Source organism: Micromonospora sp. IBHARD003 (genome assembly GCF_056106285.1).
Genome location: NZ_JBWBBX010000001.1, coordinates 7043396 through 7059073, shown reverse-complemented (window position 1 = coordinate 7059073; position 15678 = coordinate 7043396). Strand labels below are relative to the sequence as shown.

The window sequence follows — 15678 nt, the reverse complement described above, 5'->3', positions numbered from 1 at the left end:
CCTGCGGAGATGCAGTACGTTCGGGTCATGTCCCAGCCCGCTGACGCTCCCCGACGGCCCTCCAGGTCCGCTGCCGCACCCGACACCCCGGAAAGTGCCGCAGGAAGCAGAGCCGCCGCCCAGCGGCTCAAGATGCGCCGAGAACTGGCCGCGGCCGCCATGGAGTTGTTCGCGACCAAGGGGTACGAGGCGACGACCGTCGACGAGATCGCCGCGGCGGCCGGGGTGGCCCGGCGGACCTTCTTCCGGCACTTCCGCTCCAAGGAAGAGGCGATCTTCCCGGACCACGACGACACCCTGGTGCGCGCCGAGGCGGTGCTGAACGCCGCGCCGCCGCACGAGCACCCGCTCGACACCGTGTGCCGCGGCATCAAGGAAGTCATGAAGATGTACGCGTCGTCGCCTGCCGTGTCCGTCGAGCGCTACCGCCTCACCCGTGAGGTGCCCACCCTGCGGGAGCGGGAGATCGCCTCCGTGGCCCGCTACGAGCGGCTGTTCACCCGGTATCTGCTCGGCCACTTCGACGAGCGGGACCACCACACCGGCAACGACGACCCGCTGCTGGCCGAGGTGGCCGCGTCCGCCGTCGTCACGGCCCACAACCATGTGCTGCGCCGCTGGCTGCGGGCGGGCGGCCAGGGCGATGTGGAGGCCCAGCTGGACCACGCCTTCGACATCGTCCGTGACACCTTCGGCTCGGGGATCGGCGCCGGGCGCACCGGCACCGAGCGTGCCCCCGCGGCCCACGTGGAGACGGGCGGCGAGGTGCTGGTGGCGGTGGCACGTACCGACGCCCCGCTGCCCGAGGTCATGCGCGTCATCGAGCAGGCGCTCAAGAAGAGGTGACCGCTCAGGTCGCGTTTGGATCCTTGCCCGGACAGGACCGATCCTTGCCCGGACGATCTTCGAAGGACCGGGAAAATCCTCGGTCACCGCATTGATCTTTACGATCGCACACCGTGACGGCCGCCCCTCCGGGCGGCCGTTTTCGCTGTTCAGGCGGCAGATTCGATCGATCATCGCTCATATGCAACGCCCAGATTGCATCTGAGTGAAATTGTTGGCACCGAGTGTCTTGCGGGCTGGCACGGGGTGCCATACGTTGATGTTGTCCGGGCGGTCGGCGTGCAGACAACTGTCGTACGCCGGCTGTCCCCGCAAGCCACCCGGCTCGCGCGCCCGGACGCCTGCGTCACAGGCACCTCACGCGCCCACCAGGCGCCGCCACAGCATCACCCCCGCCGAACCGACGGCACCTCCACAGCAGCAATCCCGACGTTCCCCTCAGCGTCTGCCATAGACGCTTCTCCCCCGGACTCCGCCCGGGGGGACCCCCTGGAGGCATCACCGTGAAGGAAATCCTGGACGCGATTCAGTCGCCGGACACCACGTCCTCCGACTTCGCCGCACTCCCCCTGCCGGAGTCGTACCGCGCGGTGACCGTGCACAAGGACGAGACCGAGATGTTCGCGGGCCTCACCACCCGGGAGAAGGACCCCCGCAAGTCCCTCCACCTCGACGAGGTCCCGCTCCCCGAGCTCGGTCCCGGCGAGGCCCTGGTGGCCGTCATGGCGAGCTCCGTCAACTACAACTCCGTCTGGACCTCGATCTTCGAGCCGCTGTCGACCTTCGGCTTCCTCGAGCGCTACGGACGGCTCTCCGAGCTCACCAAGCGCCATGACCTGCCGTACCACATCATCGGCTCCGACCTCGCGGGTGTCGTGCTGCGCACAGGCCCCGGCGTCAACGCCTGGACCCCCGGCGACGAGGTCGTCGCACACTGCCTCTCCGTCGAGCTGGAGTCCTCCGACGGCCACAACGACACGATGCTCGACCCCGAGCAGCGCATCTGGGGCTTCGAGACCAACTTCGGCGGCCTGGCAGAGATCGCCCTGGTGAAGTCCAACCAGCTGATGCCGAAGCCCAAGCACCTCAGCTGGGAGGAGGCGGCGGCCCCCGGCCTGGTGAACTCCACCGCGTACCGCCAGCTCGTCTCGCGGAACGGCGCGGGCATGAAGCAGGGCGACAACGTGCTGATCTGGGGCGCCAGCGGCGGCCTCGGCTCGTACGCCACCCAGTTCGCACTGGCCGGCGGCGCCAACCCGATCTGTGTCGTCTCCAGCGACCAGAAGGCCGACATCTGCCGGTCCATGGGCGCCGAGGCGATCATCGACCGCAACGCCGAGGGCTACAAGTTCTGGAAGGACGAGCAGACCCAGGACCCGAAGGAGTGGAAGCGCTTCGGCAAGCGCATCCGTGAGCTGACCGGCGGCGAGGACATCGACATCGTCTTCGAGCACCCCGGCCGCGAGACCTTCGGCGCGAGCGTCTTCGTCACCCGCAAGGGCGGCACCATCACCACCTGTGCCTCGACCTCGGGCTACATGCACGAGTACGACAACCGCTACCTGTGGATGTCGCTGAAGCGCATCATCGGCTCGCACTTCGCGAACTACCGCGAGGCGTGGGAGGCCAACCGCCTGATCGCCAAGGGCAAGATCCACCCGACCCTGTCCAAGGTCTACTCCCTCGAGGAGACCGGCCAGGCCGCCCACGACGTGCACCGCAACGCGCACCAGGGCAAGGTCGGCGTGCTGTGCCTGGCCCCCGAGGAGGGCCTGGGCGTGCGCGACGAGGAGATGCGCGCCAAGCACATCGACGCCATCAACCGCTTCCGGAACATCTGAGCGAGCCAGAGGTCCATCAGATGACAGAGCGTCAGATCACCAACGGGCGGCAGCAGAAGGACCGGCCGTGGCTCATGCGGACGTACGCGGGCCACTCCACGGCCGAGGCGTCCAACGAGCTGTACCGGCGCAACCTGGCCAAGGGCCAGACCGGACTCTCGGTCGCGTTCGACCTGCCGACGCAGACCGGCTACGACCCGGACCACATCCTCGCCCGCGGTGAGGTCGGCCGGGTCGGCGTACCGGTCTCGCACCTCGGTGACATGCGGCGGCTGTTCCAGGACATCCCCCTGGAGCAGATGAACACCTCGATGACCATCAACGCCACCGCCATGTGGCTGCTGGCGCTCTACCAGGTGGTCGCGGAGGAGCAGGGTGCGGACATCACCAGGCTCCAGGGGACGACGCAGAACGACATCGTCAAGGAGTACCTGTCGCGGGGGACGCATGTCTTCCCGCCCGGGCCCTCGCTGCGTCTCACCACCGACATGATCACCTACACGGTGGCGAACATCCCCAAGTGGAACCCGATCAACATCTGCAGCTACCACCTCCAGGAGGCGGGAGCCACACCCGTCCAGGAGATCGCGTACGCGATGTCCACCGCGATAGCCGTGCTGGACGCGGTGCGCGACTCCGGACAGGTGCCGCAGGAGAAGTTCGGCGATGTCGTCGCCCGTATCTCCTTCTTCGTGAACGCGGGTGTCCGCTTCATCGAGGAGATGTGCAAGATGCGCGCCTTCGGCCGCATCTGGGAGAAGGTCACCAGCGAGCGCTACGGGATCGAGAACCCCAAGCAGCGCCGCTTCCGCTACGGCGTCCAGGTCAACTCCCTCGGGCTGACCGAGGCCCAGCCGGAGAACAACGTCCAGCGCATCGTGCTCGAGATGCTGGCCGTGACCCTCTCCAAGGACGCACGCGCCCGCGCCGTGCAGCTCCCGGCGTGGAACGAGGCCCTGGGGCTGCCCAGGCCCTGGGACCAGCAGTGGTCGCTGCGCATCCAGCAGGTCCTCGCGCACGAGAGCGACCTGCTGGAGTACGAGGACATCTTCGCGGGCTCGCATGTCATCGAGGCCAAGGTCGACGCCCTCGTCACCGAGTCGCTCGCCGAGATCGACCGGATCCAGGAGATGGGCGGCGCGATGGCGGCCGTCGAGTCCGGCTACCTCAAGTCGCAGCTGGTGTCCTCGCACGCCGAGCGGCGGGCCAGGATCGAGGGCGGCGAGGAGAAGATCGTCGGCGTCAACATCTTCGAGACCACCGAGCCCAACCCGCTGACCTCGGACCTCGACACCGCGATCATGACGGTCGACCCGGCGAACGAGGCACGGGTCGTCGCGAAGCTCCACGAGTGGCGCGACAACCGCGACGAGAGCCGTGCCCAGGAAGCCCTGGCGGCGCTCAAGGCCGCGGCGGCCGGTGACACCAATCTGATGGCCGCCACCGTGGAGTGCGCCCGCGCGGGCGTCACCACCGGTGAGTGGGCCTGGGCCCTGCGGGACGTCTTCGGGGAGTTCCGCGCGCCGACCGGCGTCTCGTCCGCGCCGGTCGCGGTGACCGCCGAGGCCGGCACCCCGCTGGCCGTCGTGCGCGAGAAGGTGTCCCGTACCGCCGACGAGCTCGGCGCGGGACGGCTGCGGCTGCTGGTCGGCAAGCCGGGCCTGGACGGCCACTCCAACGGGGCCGAGCAGATCGCCGTGCGGGCGCGTGACGCGGGCTTCGAGGTGGTCTACCAGGGCATCCGGCTCACACCGGAGCAGATCGTCAGCGCCGCCCTCGCCGAGGACGTGCACTGCGTCGGTCTGTCGATCCTGTCCGGCTCGCACGCCGAGCTGGTGCCGGACGTGCTGACACGACTGCGAGAGGCCGGCGCGTCCGACATCCCGGTGATCGTGGGCGGGATCATCCCGAACAGCGACGCCGAGGATCTGAGGCGTGCGGGTGTGGCCGCCGTCTTCACCCCGAAGGACTTCGGTATCACCGAGATCATCGGACGTATCGTCGACGAGATCCGGAAAGCGAACAAGCTCGACCCCCTGGAGGTCCCCGCATGACCAGCCCCGTGAACCGCCTGCGGCCGCGCCGCTCCTGCCTCGCGGTCCCCGGTTCGAACCCGCGCTTCCTGGAGAAGGCCCAGGGGCTGCCGGCCGACCAGGTCTTCCTGGACCTGGAGGACGCGTGCGCGCCGCTGGCCAAGCCCGAGGCCCGGCACACCATCGTGAAGTTCCTGAACGAGGGTGACTGGACGGGTAAGACACGTGTCGTGCGGGTCAACGACTGGACCACCCACTGGACGTACCGGGACGTCGTCACGGTCGTCGAGGGCGCGGGCCAGAACCTCGACTGCATCATGCTGCCGAAGGTCCAGAGCGCCGAGCAGATCGTCGCCCTCGACCTGCTGCTGACGCAGATCGAGAAAACAATGGGTTTTGAACTCGGCAAGATCGGCATCGAGGCGCAGATCGAGAACGCCCAGGGCCTCAACAACGTCAACGCGATCGCCCAGGCGTCGCCGCGCGTGGAGACGATCATCTTCGGCCCGGCCGACTTCATGGCCTCCATCAACATGAAGTCCCTGGTCGTCGGCGAGCAGCCGCCCGGCTACCCGGCGGACGCGTACCACTACATCCTGATGAAGATCCTGATGGCCGCCCGCGCCAACAACCTCCAGGCGATCGACGGCCCCTACCTCCAGATCCGCAACATCGACGGCTACCGCGCGGTCGCCCAGCGCGCCGCGGCGCTCGGCTTCGACGGCAAGTGGGTGCTGCACCCCGGCCAGGTCGAGGCATCGAACGAGATCTTCTCGCCCTCCCAGGAGGACTACGACCACGCCGAGCTGATCCTGGACGCGTACGACTACTACACGTCCGAGGCCGGCGGTAAGAAGGGCTCCGCGATGCTCGGTGACGAGATGATCGACGAGGCCAGCCGCAAGATGGCCCTGGTGATCTCCGGCAAGGGCCGGGCCGCCGGCATGCAGCGCACCAGCAAGTTCGAGATCCCGGAGGCCTGAGCAGCATGCAGTTCGGACGCACATACGAGGAGTTCGAGGTCGGTGCGGTCTACAAGCACTGGCCCGGGAAGACGGTCACGGAGTACGACGACCACCTCTTCTGCCTGCTGACCATGAACCACCACCCGCTCCACATGGACGTCAACTATGCGGAGAAGACGACGGATTTCGGCAAGAACGTCGTCGTGGGCAACTACATCTACTCGCTGCTGCTCGGTATGTCCGTGCCGGACGTCTCCGGCAAGGCGATCGCCAACCTGGAGATCGAGTCGCTGAAGCACGTGGCGCCGACCTTCCACGGTGACACGATCTACGGCGAGACCACGGTCCTGGACAAGTGGCCCTCGAAGTCCAAGGACGACCGGGGCATCGTCTACGTCGAGACCAAGGGCTACAAGCAGGACGGCACCCTCGTGTGCGTGTTCCGCCGCAAGGTGATGGTCCCCACCGAGACGTACATCAAGGAGCGCGGCGGCGAGCAGCCGGGCCGTCCCGAACCGAAGCAGCAGGAGAAGTAGCCATGGCCCGACTCGCCCAGACCGCCGGTCTGACCGATGTCCAGCAGGAGATCCTGAGCACCGTCAGGGAATTTGTCGACAAGGAGATCATTCCGGTCGCGACCGAGCTGGAGCACCGGGACGAGTACCCGCAGCAGATCGTCGACGGGCTCAAGGAGCTCGGGCTGTTCGGCCTGATGATCCCGGAGGAGTACGGGGGCCTGGGCGAGTCCCTGCTCACGTACGCGCTCTGCGTCGAGGAGATCGCCCGCGGCTGGATGTCCGTCTCGGGCATCATCAACACCCACTTCATCGTGGCGTACATGCTCAAGCAGCACGGCACCCAGGAGCAGAAGGAGTACTTCCTGCCCCGGATGGCGGCGGGCGAGGTGCGCGGCGCGTTCTCGATGTCCGAGCCGGGCCTCGGCTCGGACGTGTCGGCGATCACGTCGAAGGCGGTGAAGGACGGCGACGAGTACGTCCTGAACGGCCAGAAGATGTGGCTGACCAACGGTGGGACGTCGACGCTGGTGGCCGTTCTCGTCCGGAGTGACGAAGGACACCCCGAGGGAACCGCCCCGCACAAGTCGATGACGACCTTCCTGGTCGAGAAGGAGCCCGGCTTCGGGGAGGTCCGCCCGGGCCTCACCATCCCCGGGAAGATCGACAAGATGGGCTACAAGGGCGTCGACACGACCGAGCTCATCATGGACGGACTGCGCATTCCGGCCAATCGGGTGCTCGGTGGCACCACGGGCCGAGGGTTTTACCAAATGATGGACGGCGTGGAGGTCGGCCGGGTGAACGTGGCGGCCCGTGGCTGCGGTGTCGCCCAGCGTGCTTTCGAGCTGGGCGTCTCGTACGCGCAGCAGCGTCACACTTTCGGCAAGGCGATCGCCCAGCACCAGGCCATTCAGTTCAAGCTGGCCGAGATGGCTACCAAGGTCGAGGCGGCCCATGCCATGATGGTCAACGCAGCACGCAAAAAGGACTCCGGGGAGCGAAACGACCTGGAGGCAGGGATGGCGAAGTACCTCGCGTCCGAGTACTGCAAGGAAGTCGTCGAAGACGCCTTCCGGATCCACGGCGGTTACGGCTTCTCCAAGGAGTACGAGATCGAGCGCCTCTACCGCGAGGCTCCGATGCTGCTGATCGGCGAAGGTACCGCCGAGATCCAGAAAATGATCATCGGTCGTCGACTCCTCGAGGAGTACCGGCTCCAGGGCTGAATGTTGCTTTTGAGTCGGTTCGGCCGCGAAGAAGATCACACCGAGTCATCTTCTTCCGGCCGCCGACTCGGCTTTCGGCTTGCCCAGTTGCGGTGCGCAACCGTTACCATCACCGGTAAAGCCGCCGTCCCCCTGTTGCCAGCGCGGCATCATCCGCTACGAAGGTCATCCATGCCCCACAGCCAAACCTCTGCACCTCGCGACAGCCGCCTCGGCGTACGCATTGCGCGCGGAGCATCGCCGTGGCTTCTCCCGACCGTCGCGACCGCGGCCCTGAGCCTGGTGCGTGCGCGCCGGTCGAAGCGTGCCGCGGCCATCGCCGTGCCCACCACCGCGCTCGCGGCGGGCATGCTGTGGTTCTTCCGCGACCCCGAGCGCGAGATCGCCCAGGGCCGGGTCATCTCCCCCGCCGACGGCGTGGTGCAGAGCATCATGCCGTGGAAGGACGGACGGACTCGCGTCGCCATCTTCATGAGTCCGCTGAACGTCCACGTCAACCGCGCCCCGCTCGCCGGCACCGTCACGTCCGTCGAGCATGTGCCCGGCGGATTCGTTCCCGCCTTCAACAAGGAGAGCGAGAACAACGAGCGCGTGGTCTGGCACTTCGACACCGAGCTCGGTGACATCGAGATGGTCCAGATCGCGGGCGCCGTGGCGCGCCGCATCGTTCCCTACATCCCCCAGGGCACCAAGGTCGAGCAGGGCGAGCGCATCGGCCTGATCCGCTTCGGCTCGCGCGTCGACATCTACCTCCCGGCAGGTGTCGAGGTCGCCGTCGAGGTCGGCCAGGCCACGACCGCGGGGGTGACTCGCATTGACCGTGATTGATCCCGACACACAAGCGGGCTGGGTCCCCGAGGCGGACGCCTTCGATACCGAGTCCGACCCCGGGGCCGCGGACGAAGCGGAGGAGATGCCTCTCTCGCTGCGGCTCTCGATAGCGGACACCCTCACGCTCGGTAACGCGACGTGCGGATTCATGGCGGTGTACTTCACCACCACCGGAATCCTCATCCCGCACCTCGTCGGCAGCGGCGAGAGCGGCATGGCGAGGCACTCCGCCGCGACGGCCGTGATCCTCATGCTGTGTGCCGCGGTCTTCGACCTCTTCGACGGGATCGTGGCACGCAAGCTGCGCAGCTCGCCGATGGGCGCCGAGCTGGACAACCTGTCCGACCTGATCAGCTTCGGGCTGGCGCCGGCGTACTTCGTGCTGGTCTACGGCATGGTCGCCGACGACGCCCATCAGAAGGTGTCGGCGGTCGCCGCGATCGTGGTGCTGCTGGCGGTTGTGCTGCGGCTGGCCAGATTCTCCTGCGTGACGATGAAGGACGGCATGTTCCAGGGCATGCCGAGCCCCTTCGGCGCGCTGACGGTCGTCTCGATCGTGCTGCTGGAGCTGCCCTTCATTCCGACGCTGCTCGCGATCATCGGCGCGGCGTGGCTGATGGTGAGCCGGGTCGAGTACCCGAAGCCGCGCGGCAAGCTGGCGGTCGCGATGCTCAGCTGGATCGTGGGAGCCATGGGCCTGCTCGCGGCGTGGGCGTTCGACGCGCCGGGCGGGCAGCTGCTGCTGCAGACCGGCTGTGCGCTGCAGATCGTGCTGGCGGCGACGATTCCGCTGTTCGCGACGGCGCGGCGGGTGAACACGTTCCGGGACAACCGGCGTGAGGCACGGGCCTCGGCTCAGCTGCCGTAGCCTCACCGACGATCGACCGAAAGGCCTGGGTGCGAGTGCTCGCACCCAGGCCTTCGTCGTGTTCCATCGCCGTCACCCAGGGGTTCCGGGGACGGGGGACCTGGCGGCCGTGCCGTGCATGGCGGCGACCACGACGGGAGAGGGCCGTCCCGTGCCCGCCTCGCACGACCGGCTGACGGCGGCGTACACGGCACGGGACGTGGTTCGAGACGGGCCGGGGCTCCCCGGGCCGGTGGAGCATCCCGAGCGGGCGGCGTATCCGGGCAGGCCCGTTCCCGGGTGTGCGGTGGAGCTGCGCAGGAGCCCCATCCGGCTGGAGCCACATCCGGCTGATACCGCCTGAGGGCCGGCGCCGGTGGCGACCGGAGACCTCGCCCGGCGCGACGGCGAGGGGCCGCTGGAGTTCCGGGGACGTACGGCCGAATGGGCCGAGGTGGGTGGCCGTGGACACCTACCGGGTGGAGGCCGCTCCGGCCGGTCATCCGGCGGTGGTGGTGCGGAGCGGCGGGGAGCTGGTCGCCTATGTGGTCCCGGCGTCAGCCGAAGCCGGTGACGGCTGCGGCGAGGGTGGAGGTCTCCGTGGCTCCGGAGCGCCCGCGGCCGACGCCCTGCGACCCCATCTCGGCGCATGCCGACGCTGTGCGGTGCGGTGGCCCGGGCGGACGGGAACGCGGGACCGAAGCGGCTGTCCTCAGGCGGTACGCGCGGGGAGTGCCAGGCTCGCCCACACCGCCTTCCCCAGCGGTGGTGTGAGGGACCAGGACCAGCTCTCGCTGACCGCGTCGACCAGGGCGAGACCCCGGCCGCCGGGCGCAGCGGGGTGCGGGGACTGCGGGCGCGGCGGATCCGTGCTCGGGTCGGTCACCGTGCAGACCACGCTTCCGGGCTGCCGGTACAGGCCCAACCACAGGGGATAGCCGTCCTGCTGGCGTTCCTGGGACGTGAGTGCGTGCCGAACAGCGTTGGTGACCAGCTCGCCGGCCACCAGTGCCATATCGGGGGCAAGCGCCTGAAGTGCCCAGCCGTTCAGGGTGACATCGACGAACCGCCGTGCCTGTCGGGCGTTCTGGGGCCGTCCGTCGAGCCCACAGGCGGCGAAGCTGCCTCCGCCGAAGGCGCCGCCCAGACCGGGGTCCGGCTCCGTCGGCGCTCCCACGCGCGTCGGATTCGGGCCGAATTCCACGGACGAGCGCCGACCTGCGTACGCGGAGGTGGTGTTCGAACTGGTTGACATATAAATCGTCACTGGTCATGTCCCCCTGCAGGCTTGGGAGTTCGACGCTGCGGCAGCCGATGCGGAACGAGTATTGTCGAGTGCGCGGCGAAAATGCAATTGCATCTGGGATTGCACTGGCTGGATCCGGGGCGACCCGGTACACCGACGAAGAGGGGCGTACGGACATGGACTACTCCAACGGCATGCGGGCGGACGCACTGGGCCCGGCCACCTGGATCAAGAGCAGTCACAGCAACGCCACCGGCAACTGCGTGGAGTTGGCCGAGCTGCCAGGTGGCCGCATTGCCCTGCGCAACTCCCGTGATCCTCACGGGCCGGCGCTGGTCTATACGCGCGACGAGGTCGCGGCCTTCGTCGCGGGAGCCCGGGATGGCGACTTCGACGCCATGATTGTCTGAATCCCAACGGGAAGCGCTCGACTCCTCCATGGCTTGCATCCGGCTGTGCGGGATAGTGTCTTCGTCTTCCCCTCATCCGCAGGAGCTTGCGATGGCCGCAGCCGAACCGAGCACGCCGTTGTTCATGAGCCCGCTGGGTGCGGTCGAGGGCAACCCGACCGCCCTGAAGGTGATTCTGGGCGGCAAGCTGCGCGAGCTGCGCACGGCAGCCGGACTCGACCCGTCCGTGGTCGACACCCGGCTCGGCTTCTCACGCTCCAAGACCAGCCGCATAGAGCTCGGCCGCCATGGATGCAAGCCGACCGACGCTCGCGCCCTGCTGAATCTGTACGGGGTGAGCGACGAGGAGCGTGTCGCCGAGTTCATGCGGCTGGTGGAGCAGTCCCGGCGGACGGACTGGTGGCGCTCCTTCAGCGATGTGCTGTCCGACTTCTTCACTCCGCTGGTCGCCCTCGAGGGCGCCGCCTCGACCATCCGTACGTACGAGCCCTTCTACGTACCCGGACTGCTGCAGACCCCGGCCTATGCACAGGCGGTGTTCCAGTCCGGACCGGCCCGGCTGTACGCACACGATGTGCAGCGCCGGGTCGACCTCCGGCGGGAACGCCAGCGGCAGCTCACCCAGCCGGACGGTCCCCGCCTGTGGGCGGTGATCGACGAGTCCGTGCTGATGCGTACGGTCGGCGGCCCGCAGGTGATGCGTGAACAGCTCGCATATCTCGTCGAGTTGACACAGCGTTCGCGCATCACGCTGCAGATCGCGCCGCTGACCGTGACGGCCTCCGTCGGCGTGGGCACCGGGGTGACGTATCTACGCTTCGCGCTGGGCGACTTGAGGGACGCCGTCTACATCGAGCATCTGACGGACAGTACGTTCAGCCAGAAGCCCCAGGTCGTGGAGCAGTACCGGGACATGATGGACCGGCTCGGGGCATGCGCGCTGACGCCCAAGGAGTCACGTGCGCTGATCGAGGAGCGCCTCGCCACCGTGTGAACTCCTGGCCGGATGCCGGTGGGGCATTCCGCCAGGGGACCACGGGTGCCGGACTACATGGGGCCGCGGGCGCCGGCTTTGCCGGGCGTCATACGAGGCGGCCGACGCCGCCCCATTCGATCCATTCGTCGGTCTGCTGCACCGGGGCGAGATCGTTGTCCGGCCGCCAGGTGGAGACCTCCCTCAGTCCCGGCTCGAGGATCTCCATGCCCGAGAAGTACTCGGTCACCTCGTGTTCCTCACGGACGCGGCCCCAGTGCCCGCCCGTCGCCTCCGCCATGAAGTCGGTGACGAACTTACGGATCTCGGGGCGCTCGCTGACGAGCTGGCACACGACCAGGAAGCTCCCGGGCACGAGCCGCTCGGCGACACCGCGCACCAGCCCTGCCGGGTCGGACTCGTCGGGGATGCAGTGCAGCACGGAGACGAACAGCGCCGCGACCGGCTGGCTGAAGTCTATGAGCCGTCGCGTCTCCTCGTGACCGAAGATGCCGTCGGTATCCCGCATGTCGGCCTGGATGACCGCGGTGCGGTCGTTCTCCTCGAGCAGCGCACGGCCGTGCGCCAGCACGATCGGATCGTTGTCCACGTAGACGACGCGCGACCCGGGATCCACGGCCTGGGCGACCTGGTGGACGTTGTCCTGGGTCGGCAGCCCGGAGCCGTGGTCGATGAACTGCCGTATGCCGTAATCGGTTGCCAGCGTCCGCACCACACGCTGCAGGAAGCGCCGGTTGTTGACGGCCAGGACCTTGGTGCTGGGCACCTGCTCGAGGAGCTGGGCACACGCCTCGCGATCGGACTGGTAGTTGTCGTCGCCCCCCAGGAGGTAGTCGTACATCCGCGCCACGCTGGGCACTTTGGTGTCGATGGCGTCCGGGCGCCACGACTCGCGCTGCATCCAGTCCTCATTCACGTCGGTGGGAAACGGAACCTGCGAGACGCACATGCTAGAGAGGGCCGGGTAGGCGGTACAGCGCGTTCACAAGGCCCGGCGCAACGAGGGATGACTTTCGGCCACTCGGGCACGTACCGCCACGCATCCGGGACACACGGTGACACGAGACCCCGGTGGCCCGGGATTGCGGGCCTCGTCCGGGAGGCCGGGGACGGGCCGCCGCCGGGTCCCGCGCCGGCCACACCCCCGGCCCGGGGTTGTGCCGCCCGGCTGGGCAACGGCGCTCCGGCCGCCGGCCGTCCGGTGTCAGGGCCTGAGCGGCGCCCCGGGCTCCCGTGCGGCCGGAGCCACCCCCGGCAGGCAGTCCCGTGCGATGTCCTCGGCGGCCCGTTCGAGCAGCGGGCCCGCCTGTGCCATGCACACCACCGGGTCCGGTTCGAGGTCCAGCAGGGGGTACGCGCGGCGGATGCCCGCGGCCGCGAGTGCCTCAGAGGTGAGCGCGAGCCGGCCGCAGACCGCGACGACGTCCTTCCCGGCGGCCCGAGCGGCCGCGGCGACGCCCGCCGGGGCCTTGCCGTGGAGGGTCTGCTCGTCCAGGGAACCCTCACCGGTGATCACCAGGGTGGCCCGCTCCAGAGCAGGCCCGAAGCCCAGGATGTCGAGCATCACCTCGATTCCGGGCCGGAAGCCCGCCCCGAGTGCGACGAGCGCGCCGTATCCGATGCCTCCCGCCGCGCCCGCTCCCGGGGCCGTGGCCGCTTCGGGGCCGAGCACGGACGCGTAGTGGGCGAGCGCCTCGTCCAGTTCGGCGACGTCACGGGGCGAGGCGCCCTTCTGCGGGCCGAAGACGGCCGGTGCCCCCTTGGGCCCGGTCAGCGGATTGTCCACGTCGCTCGCGAGGACCAGCTCGACATCCTCGAACCGGGCGTCCAGGTCCGACAGATCCGCGGTCACCAGCTCCCGCAGCGCACCGCCGCCCGGCCCGACCGGCTCGCCGTCCGCGTCCAGGAAACGGGCACCCAGCGCGGTGAGCATCCCGGCCCCGCCGTCGGTCGTCGCACTCCCTCCGACACCGAAGACGATCGTCCTCGCCCCGGCGTCGAGCGCCGCCCGCAGCAGCTCGCCGGATCCGTAGGTCGTCGCGGTGAGGGGCGCGAAAACCCCGTCGGGCAGGTGCTGCAGCCCGGACGCCTCCGCCATCTCGACCACCGCGGTCGTGCCCCGCAGGGCGTACGCCGCCGTCAGCGGCTCACCGAGGGGCCCGGTCACCGCCACCTCGCGGCGTTCGAAGCCCGCCGCCACCGCTGCCGCGACCGTGCCGTCACCGCCGTCGGCGACGGGAAGGGTCTCCACCGCGAGCCCGGGAAACACCCTCCGCAGCCCCGCCGTCACCCGATCCGCGACCTGCACGGCTGTCAGCGAGCCCTTGAACTTGTCCGCCGCGACGAGAACGCGCGCGGCGGTAACTGCTCCGTTCGTCACTTGCCATCCCTTGCTTTCGAACAGGCAGTCGCGCCGCCCCGACCCTATCCGCACCCCCTGACGGAGGCCACCCCCGGAGAACGCGGCCGATCCACGGCACGGACACCTCGATGGGCGCCCCTCCCGGTACGTTCCGGTCCGTTCCCTGCCGGAACGGGGTACACCCCGGACATGACGTCTTCAGGCACGCGGACCCGCCACGCGCGGAGCCACGCCACCGGGACGGCCGACCGGATCCTCGGCGGCTGGCTCGGCCGGATCGCCGGGAACATGCTCGGCAAGCCGATCGAGCGCGGTGACTACTGGACGCGGGACCGCATCGACCGCTACCTCCGGCTCACCGACGCCCTGCCGCTCACCGACTATCTCCCCGAACCGCCCGCCGTTCCGGCGGCAGGGACGGGCACGGCCGGCACCGATCACGCCGACGGCGGCTTCGAGCTGCGCCCGGAGTGGCGCAATTGCGTCCGCGGCCGGATCCACGGCAGCTGCCGCGACGACGACGTGGACTACTCGATCCTCGGCCTCCACCTCCTGGAGACCCACGGCTTCATGTTCACCACCGAGCAGGTGGGCGAGCTGTGGCTGCTCCGGCTGCCGTATCTGCAGACGTTCACCGCCGAACGGGCCGCGTACCGCAATCTCACGGCCGGTCTGAAGCCGCCGCTGACCGCCACGCGCGACAACCCCCACCAGGAATGGATCGGCGCACTCATCCGGGCCGACATCTTCGGCTGGACCAGCCCGGGCGATCCGGTCCGCGCGGCCTCGCTGGCCCGTCGCGACGCAGTGCTGTCCCACACCGGCAACGGTGTGTACGGGGCGATGTGGGCCGCCGCCACGATCGCCTCGGCGTTCACGGCGTCTGACGCGCGCGAGGCCATCGAGACCGGACTCGACCGCATTCCCGCGAGCAGTCGTCTCGCGCGCACGGTCCGCCGCGCCATCGCGCTGTACGAGAGCGGCCTGCCGTGGTCCGACGCGCTGGCCACACTGGACGGGGAGACGGCCGGGCTCGGCTGGATCCACACCGTGCCCAACGCCGCGGTCATCACCACCGGACTGCTGTACGGGGGCGGGGACTTCACCGGCACCCTGGCCCTCACCGTACGGGGCGGACTCGACACCGACTCCAACGGTGCGACGGCGGGCTCCGTGGCCGGGGTGTTGTGCGGGGCCTCCGGTATTCCTCCGCAGTGGACGCGCCCGCTGGAGGACCGGGTGCGCAGTGCGGTGTTCGGCTTCGACGGGGCGAGGATCGGCGAACTGGCCAACCGCACGGCCCGGTTGGCGTCCCTGTGACCGCCCGTCGGGACGCCGGCGCGGATCTTACCGATTGCTGACGGGCGACAAGTGGGACGCCCACACGGTCCGTTCCGCGTCTAGCGTGATCGGTGAATCCCCCGTGTAGGACGGCATCCGGCGCGAACCGCGCCGGATGCGGTCCGGCTTCGGGAGTCCCGAACACCGACGTAGAGGCTGAGAAGATGACCGTCGAGACGTTTCCGCACTGCGCTTATCCGGACTGCACCCATCCCCCC

General features: G+C 69.1%; 14 protein-coding genes. 11 read left to right on the top strand and 3 right to left on the bottom strand.

The window, feature by feature from the left end; genetic code table 11:
- Positions 1-27 precede the first annotated feature (27 nt).
- From ACTWOL_RS30875 to pssA, 8 genes are all read left to right on the top strand, one after another.
- On the top strand, positions 28-846 hold the full coding sequence (locus tag ACTWOL_RS30875) for a TetR family transcriptional regulator (RefSeq protein ID WP_474300140.1): 819 nt from the start codon (positions 28-30) through the stop codon (positions 844-846).
- Between the two features lie 503 nt (positions 847-1349).
- Entirely contained in the window at positions 1350-2687 is a 1338-nt protein-coding gene (ccrA, locus tag ACTWOL_RS30870) for a crotonyl-CoA carboxylase/reductase (protein ID WP_474300139.1), read from the top strand.
- A gap of 20 nt (positions 2688-2707) precedes the next feature.
- Complete coding sequence (locus tag ACTWOL_RS30865; protein ID WP_474300138.1) at positions 2708-4741, top strand: protein meaA; 2034 nt, start codon at positions 2708-2710, stop codon at positions 4739-4741.
- Positions 4738-5703 carry an HpcH/HpaI aldolase/citrate lyase family protein gene (locus tag ACTWOL_RS30860; protein ID WP_474300137.1) on the top strand — a complete coding sequence of 322 codons (966 nt, stop codon included), beginning with the start codon at positions 4738-4740 and terminating at the stop codon, positions 5701-5703. The genes ACTWOL_RS30865 and ACTWOL_RS30860 overlap by 4 nt, the downstream gene beginning before the upstream one ends.
- Positions 5704-5708: 5 nt before the next feature.
- Positions 5709-6221 carry a MaoC family dehydratase gene (locus tag ACTWOL_RS30855; protein ID WP_474300136.1) on the top strand — a complete coding sequence of 171 codons (513 nt, stop codon included), beginning with the start codon at positions 5709-5711 and terminating at the stop codon, positions 6219-6221.
- A 2-nt stretch (positions 6222-6223) separates the two neighbouring features.
- Positions 6224-7429 carry an acyl-CoA dehydrogenase family protein gene (locus ACTWOL_RS30850; RefSeq protein WP_474300135.1) on the top strand — a complete coding sequence of 402 codons (1206 nt, stop codon included), beginning with the start codon at positions 6224-6226 and terminating at the stop codon, positions 7427-7429.
- 171 nt (positions 7430-7600) lie between these two features.
- Positions 7601-8257 (top strand): phosphatidylserine decarboxylase, encoded by a 657-nt coding sequence (locus tag ACTWOL_RS30845; RefSeq protein WP_474300134.1) that lies wholly within the window; start codon positions 7601-7603, stop codon positions 8255-8257.
- Entirely contained in the window at positions 8250-9128 is an 879-nt protein-coding gene (gene pssA, locus ACTWOL_RS30840; RefSeq protein ID WP_474301292.1) for a CDP-diacylglycerol--serine O-phosphatidyltransferase, read from the top strand. The genes ACTWOL_RS30845 and pssA overlap by 8 nt, the downstream gene beginning before the upstream one ends.
- A gap of 691 nt (positions 9129-9819) precedes the next feature.
- Here pssA and ACTWOL_RS30835 read toward each other — a convergent pair.
- Complete coding sequence (locus ACTWOL_RS30835; RefSeq protein WP_474300133.1) at positions 9820-10362, bottom strand: ATP-binding protein; 543 nt, start codon at positions 10360-10362, stop codon at positions 9820-9822.
- 167 nt (positions 10363-10529) lie between these two features.
- On the opposite strand from ACTWOL_RS30835, the gene ACTWOL_RS30830 reads away from it, so the two are divergent.
- Together ACTWOL_RS30830 and ACTWOL_RS30825 are read left to right on the top strand one after the other, a co-directional pair.
- Positions 10530-10763, top strand: coding sequence for a DUF397 domain-containing protein (locus ACTWOL_RS30830; RefSeq protein ID WP_474300132.1), 234 nt, complete (start codon positions 10530-10532; stop codon positions 10761-10763).
- Between the two features lie 91 nt (positions 10764-10854).
- The gene (locus ACTWOL_RS30825) at positions 10855-11757 is read left to right on the top strand and encodes a helix-turn-helix domain-containing protein (RefSeq protein ID WP_474300131.1); all 903 of its coding nucleotides are present in this window, start codon (positions 10855-10857) and stop codon (positions 11755-11757) included.
- A gap of 88 nt (positions 11758-11845) precedes the next feature.
- Here the strand turns inward: ACTWOL_RS30825 and ACTWOL_RS30820 are convergent, their stop codons facing one another.
- Both ACTWOL_RS30820 and ACTWOL_RS30815 read right to left on the bottom strand, forming a co-directional pair.
- Positions 11846-12658, bottom strand: a complete 813-nt coding sequence (locus ACTWOL_RS30820; protein WP_474300130.1) for an SAM-dependent methyltransferase — start codon at positions 12656-12658, stop codon at positions 11846-11848.
- 303 nt (positions 12659-12961) lie between these two features.
- Positions 12962-14137, bottom strand: a complete 1176-nt coding sequence (locus ACTWOL_RS30815; protein ID WP_474300129.1) for a glycerate kinase — start codon at positions 14135-14137, stop codon at positions 12962-12964.
- A 171-nt stretch (positions 14138-14308) separates the two neighbouring features.
- On the opposite strand from ACTWOL_RS30815, the gene ACTWOL_RS30810 reads away from it, so the two are divergent.
- Positions 14309-15439: an ADP-ribosylglycohydrolase family protein gene (locus tag ACTWOL_RS30810; RefSeq protein ID WP_474300128.1), complete on the top strand. Its 1131-nt coding sequence runs from the start codon at positions 14309-14311 to the stop codon at positions 15437-15439.
- Positions 15440-15678: the final 239 nt, after the last annotated feature.

Coding starts and splice junctions, on each gene's coding strand:
- ACTWOL_RS30875 (WP_474300140.1), top strand. CDS start 28: ATGTCCCAGCCCGCTGACGCTCCCCGACGGCCCTCCAGGTCCGCTGCC.
- ACTWOL_RS30865 (WP_474300138.1), top strand. CDS start 2,708: ATGACAGAGCGTCAGATCACCAACGGGCGGCAGCAGAAGGACCGGCCG.
- ACTWOL_RS30860 (WP_474300137.1), top strand. CDS start 4,738: ATGACCAGCCCCGTGAACCGCCTGCGGCCGCGCCGCTCCTGCCTCGCG.
- ACTWOL_RS30855 (WP_474300136.1), top strand. CDS start 5,709: ATGCAGTTCGGACGCACATACGAGGAGTTCGAGGTCGGTGCGGTCTAC.
- ACTWOL_RS30850 (WP_474300135.1), top strand. CDS start 6,224: ATGGCCCGACTCGCCCAGACCGCCGGTCTGACCGATGTCCAGCAGGAG.
- ACTWOL_RS30845 (WP_474300134.1), top strand. CDS start 7,601: ATGCCCCACAGCCAAACCTCTGCACCTCGCGACAGCCGCCTCGGCGTA.
- ACTWOL_RS30835 (WP_474300133.1), bottom strand. CDS start 10,362: ATGTCAACCAGTTCGAACACCACCTCCGCGTACGCAGGTCGGCGCTCG.
- ACTWOL_RS30830 (WP_474300132.1), top strand. CDS start 10,530: ATGGACTACTCCAACGGCATGCGGGCGGACGCACTGGGCCCGGCCACC.
- ACTWOL_RS30825 (WP_474300131.1), top strand. CDS start 10,855: ATGGCCGCAGCCGAACCGAGCACGCCGTTGTTCATGAGCCCGCTGGGT.
- ACTWOL_RS30820 (WP_474300130.1), bottom strand. CDS start 12,658: ATGCAGCGCGAGTCGTGGCGCCCGGACGCCATCGACACCAAAGTGCCC.
- ACTWOL_RS30810 (WP_474300128.1), top strand. CDS start 14,309: ATGACGTCTTCAGGCACGCGGACCCGCCACGCGCGGAGCCACGCCACC.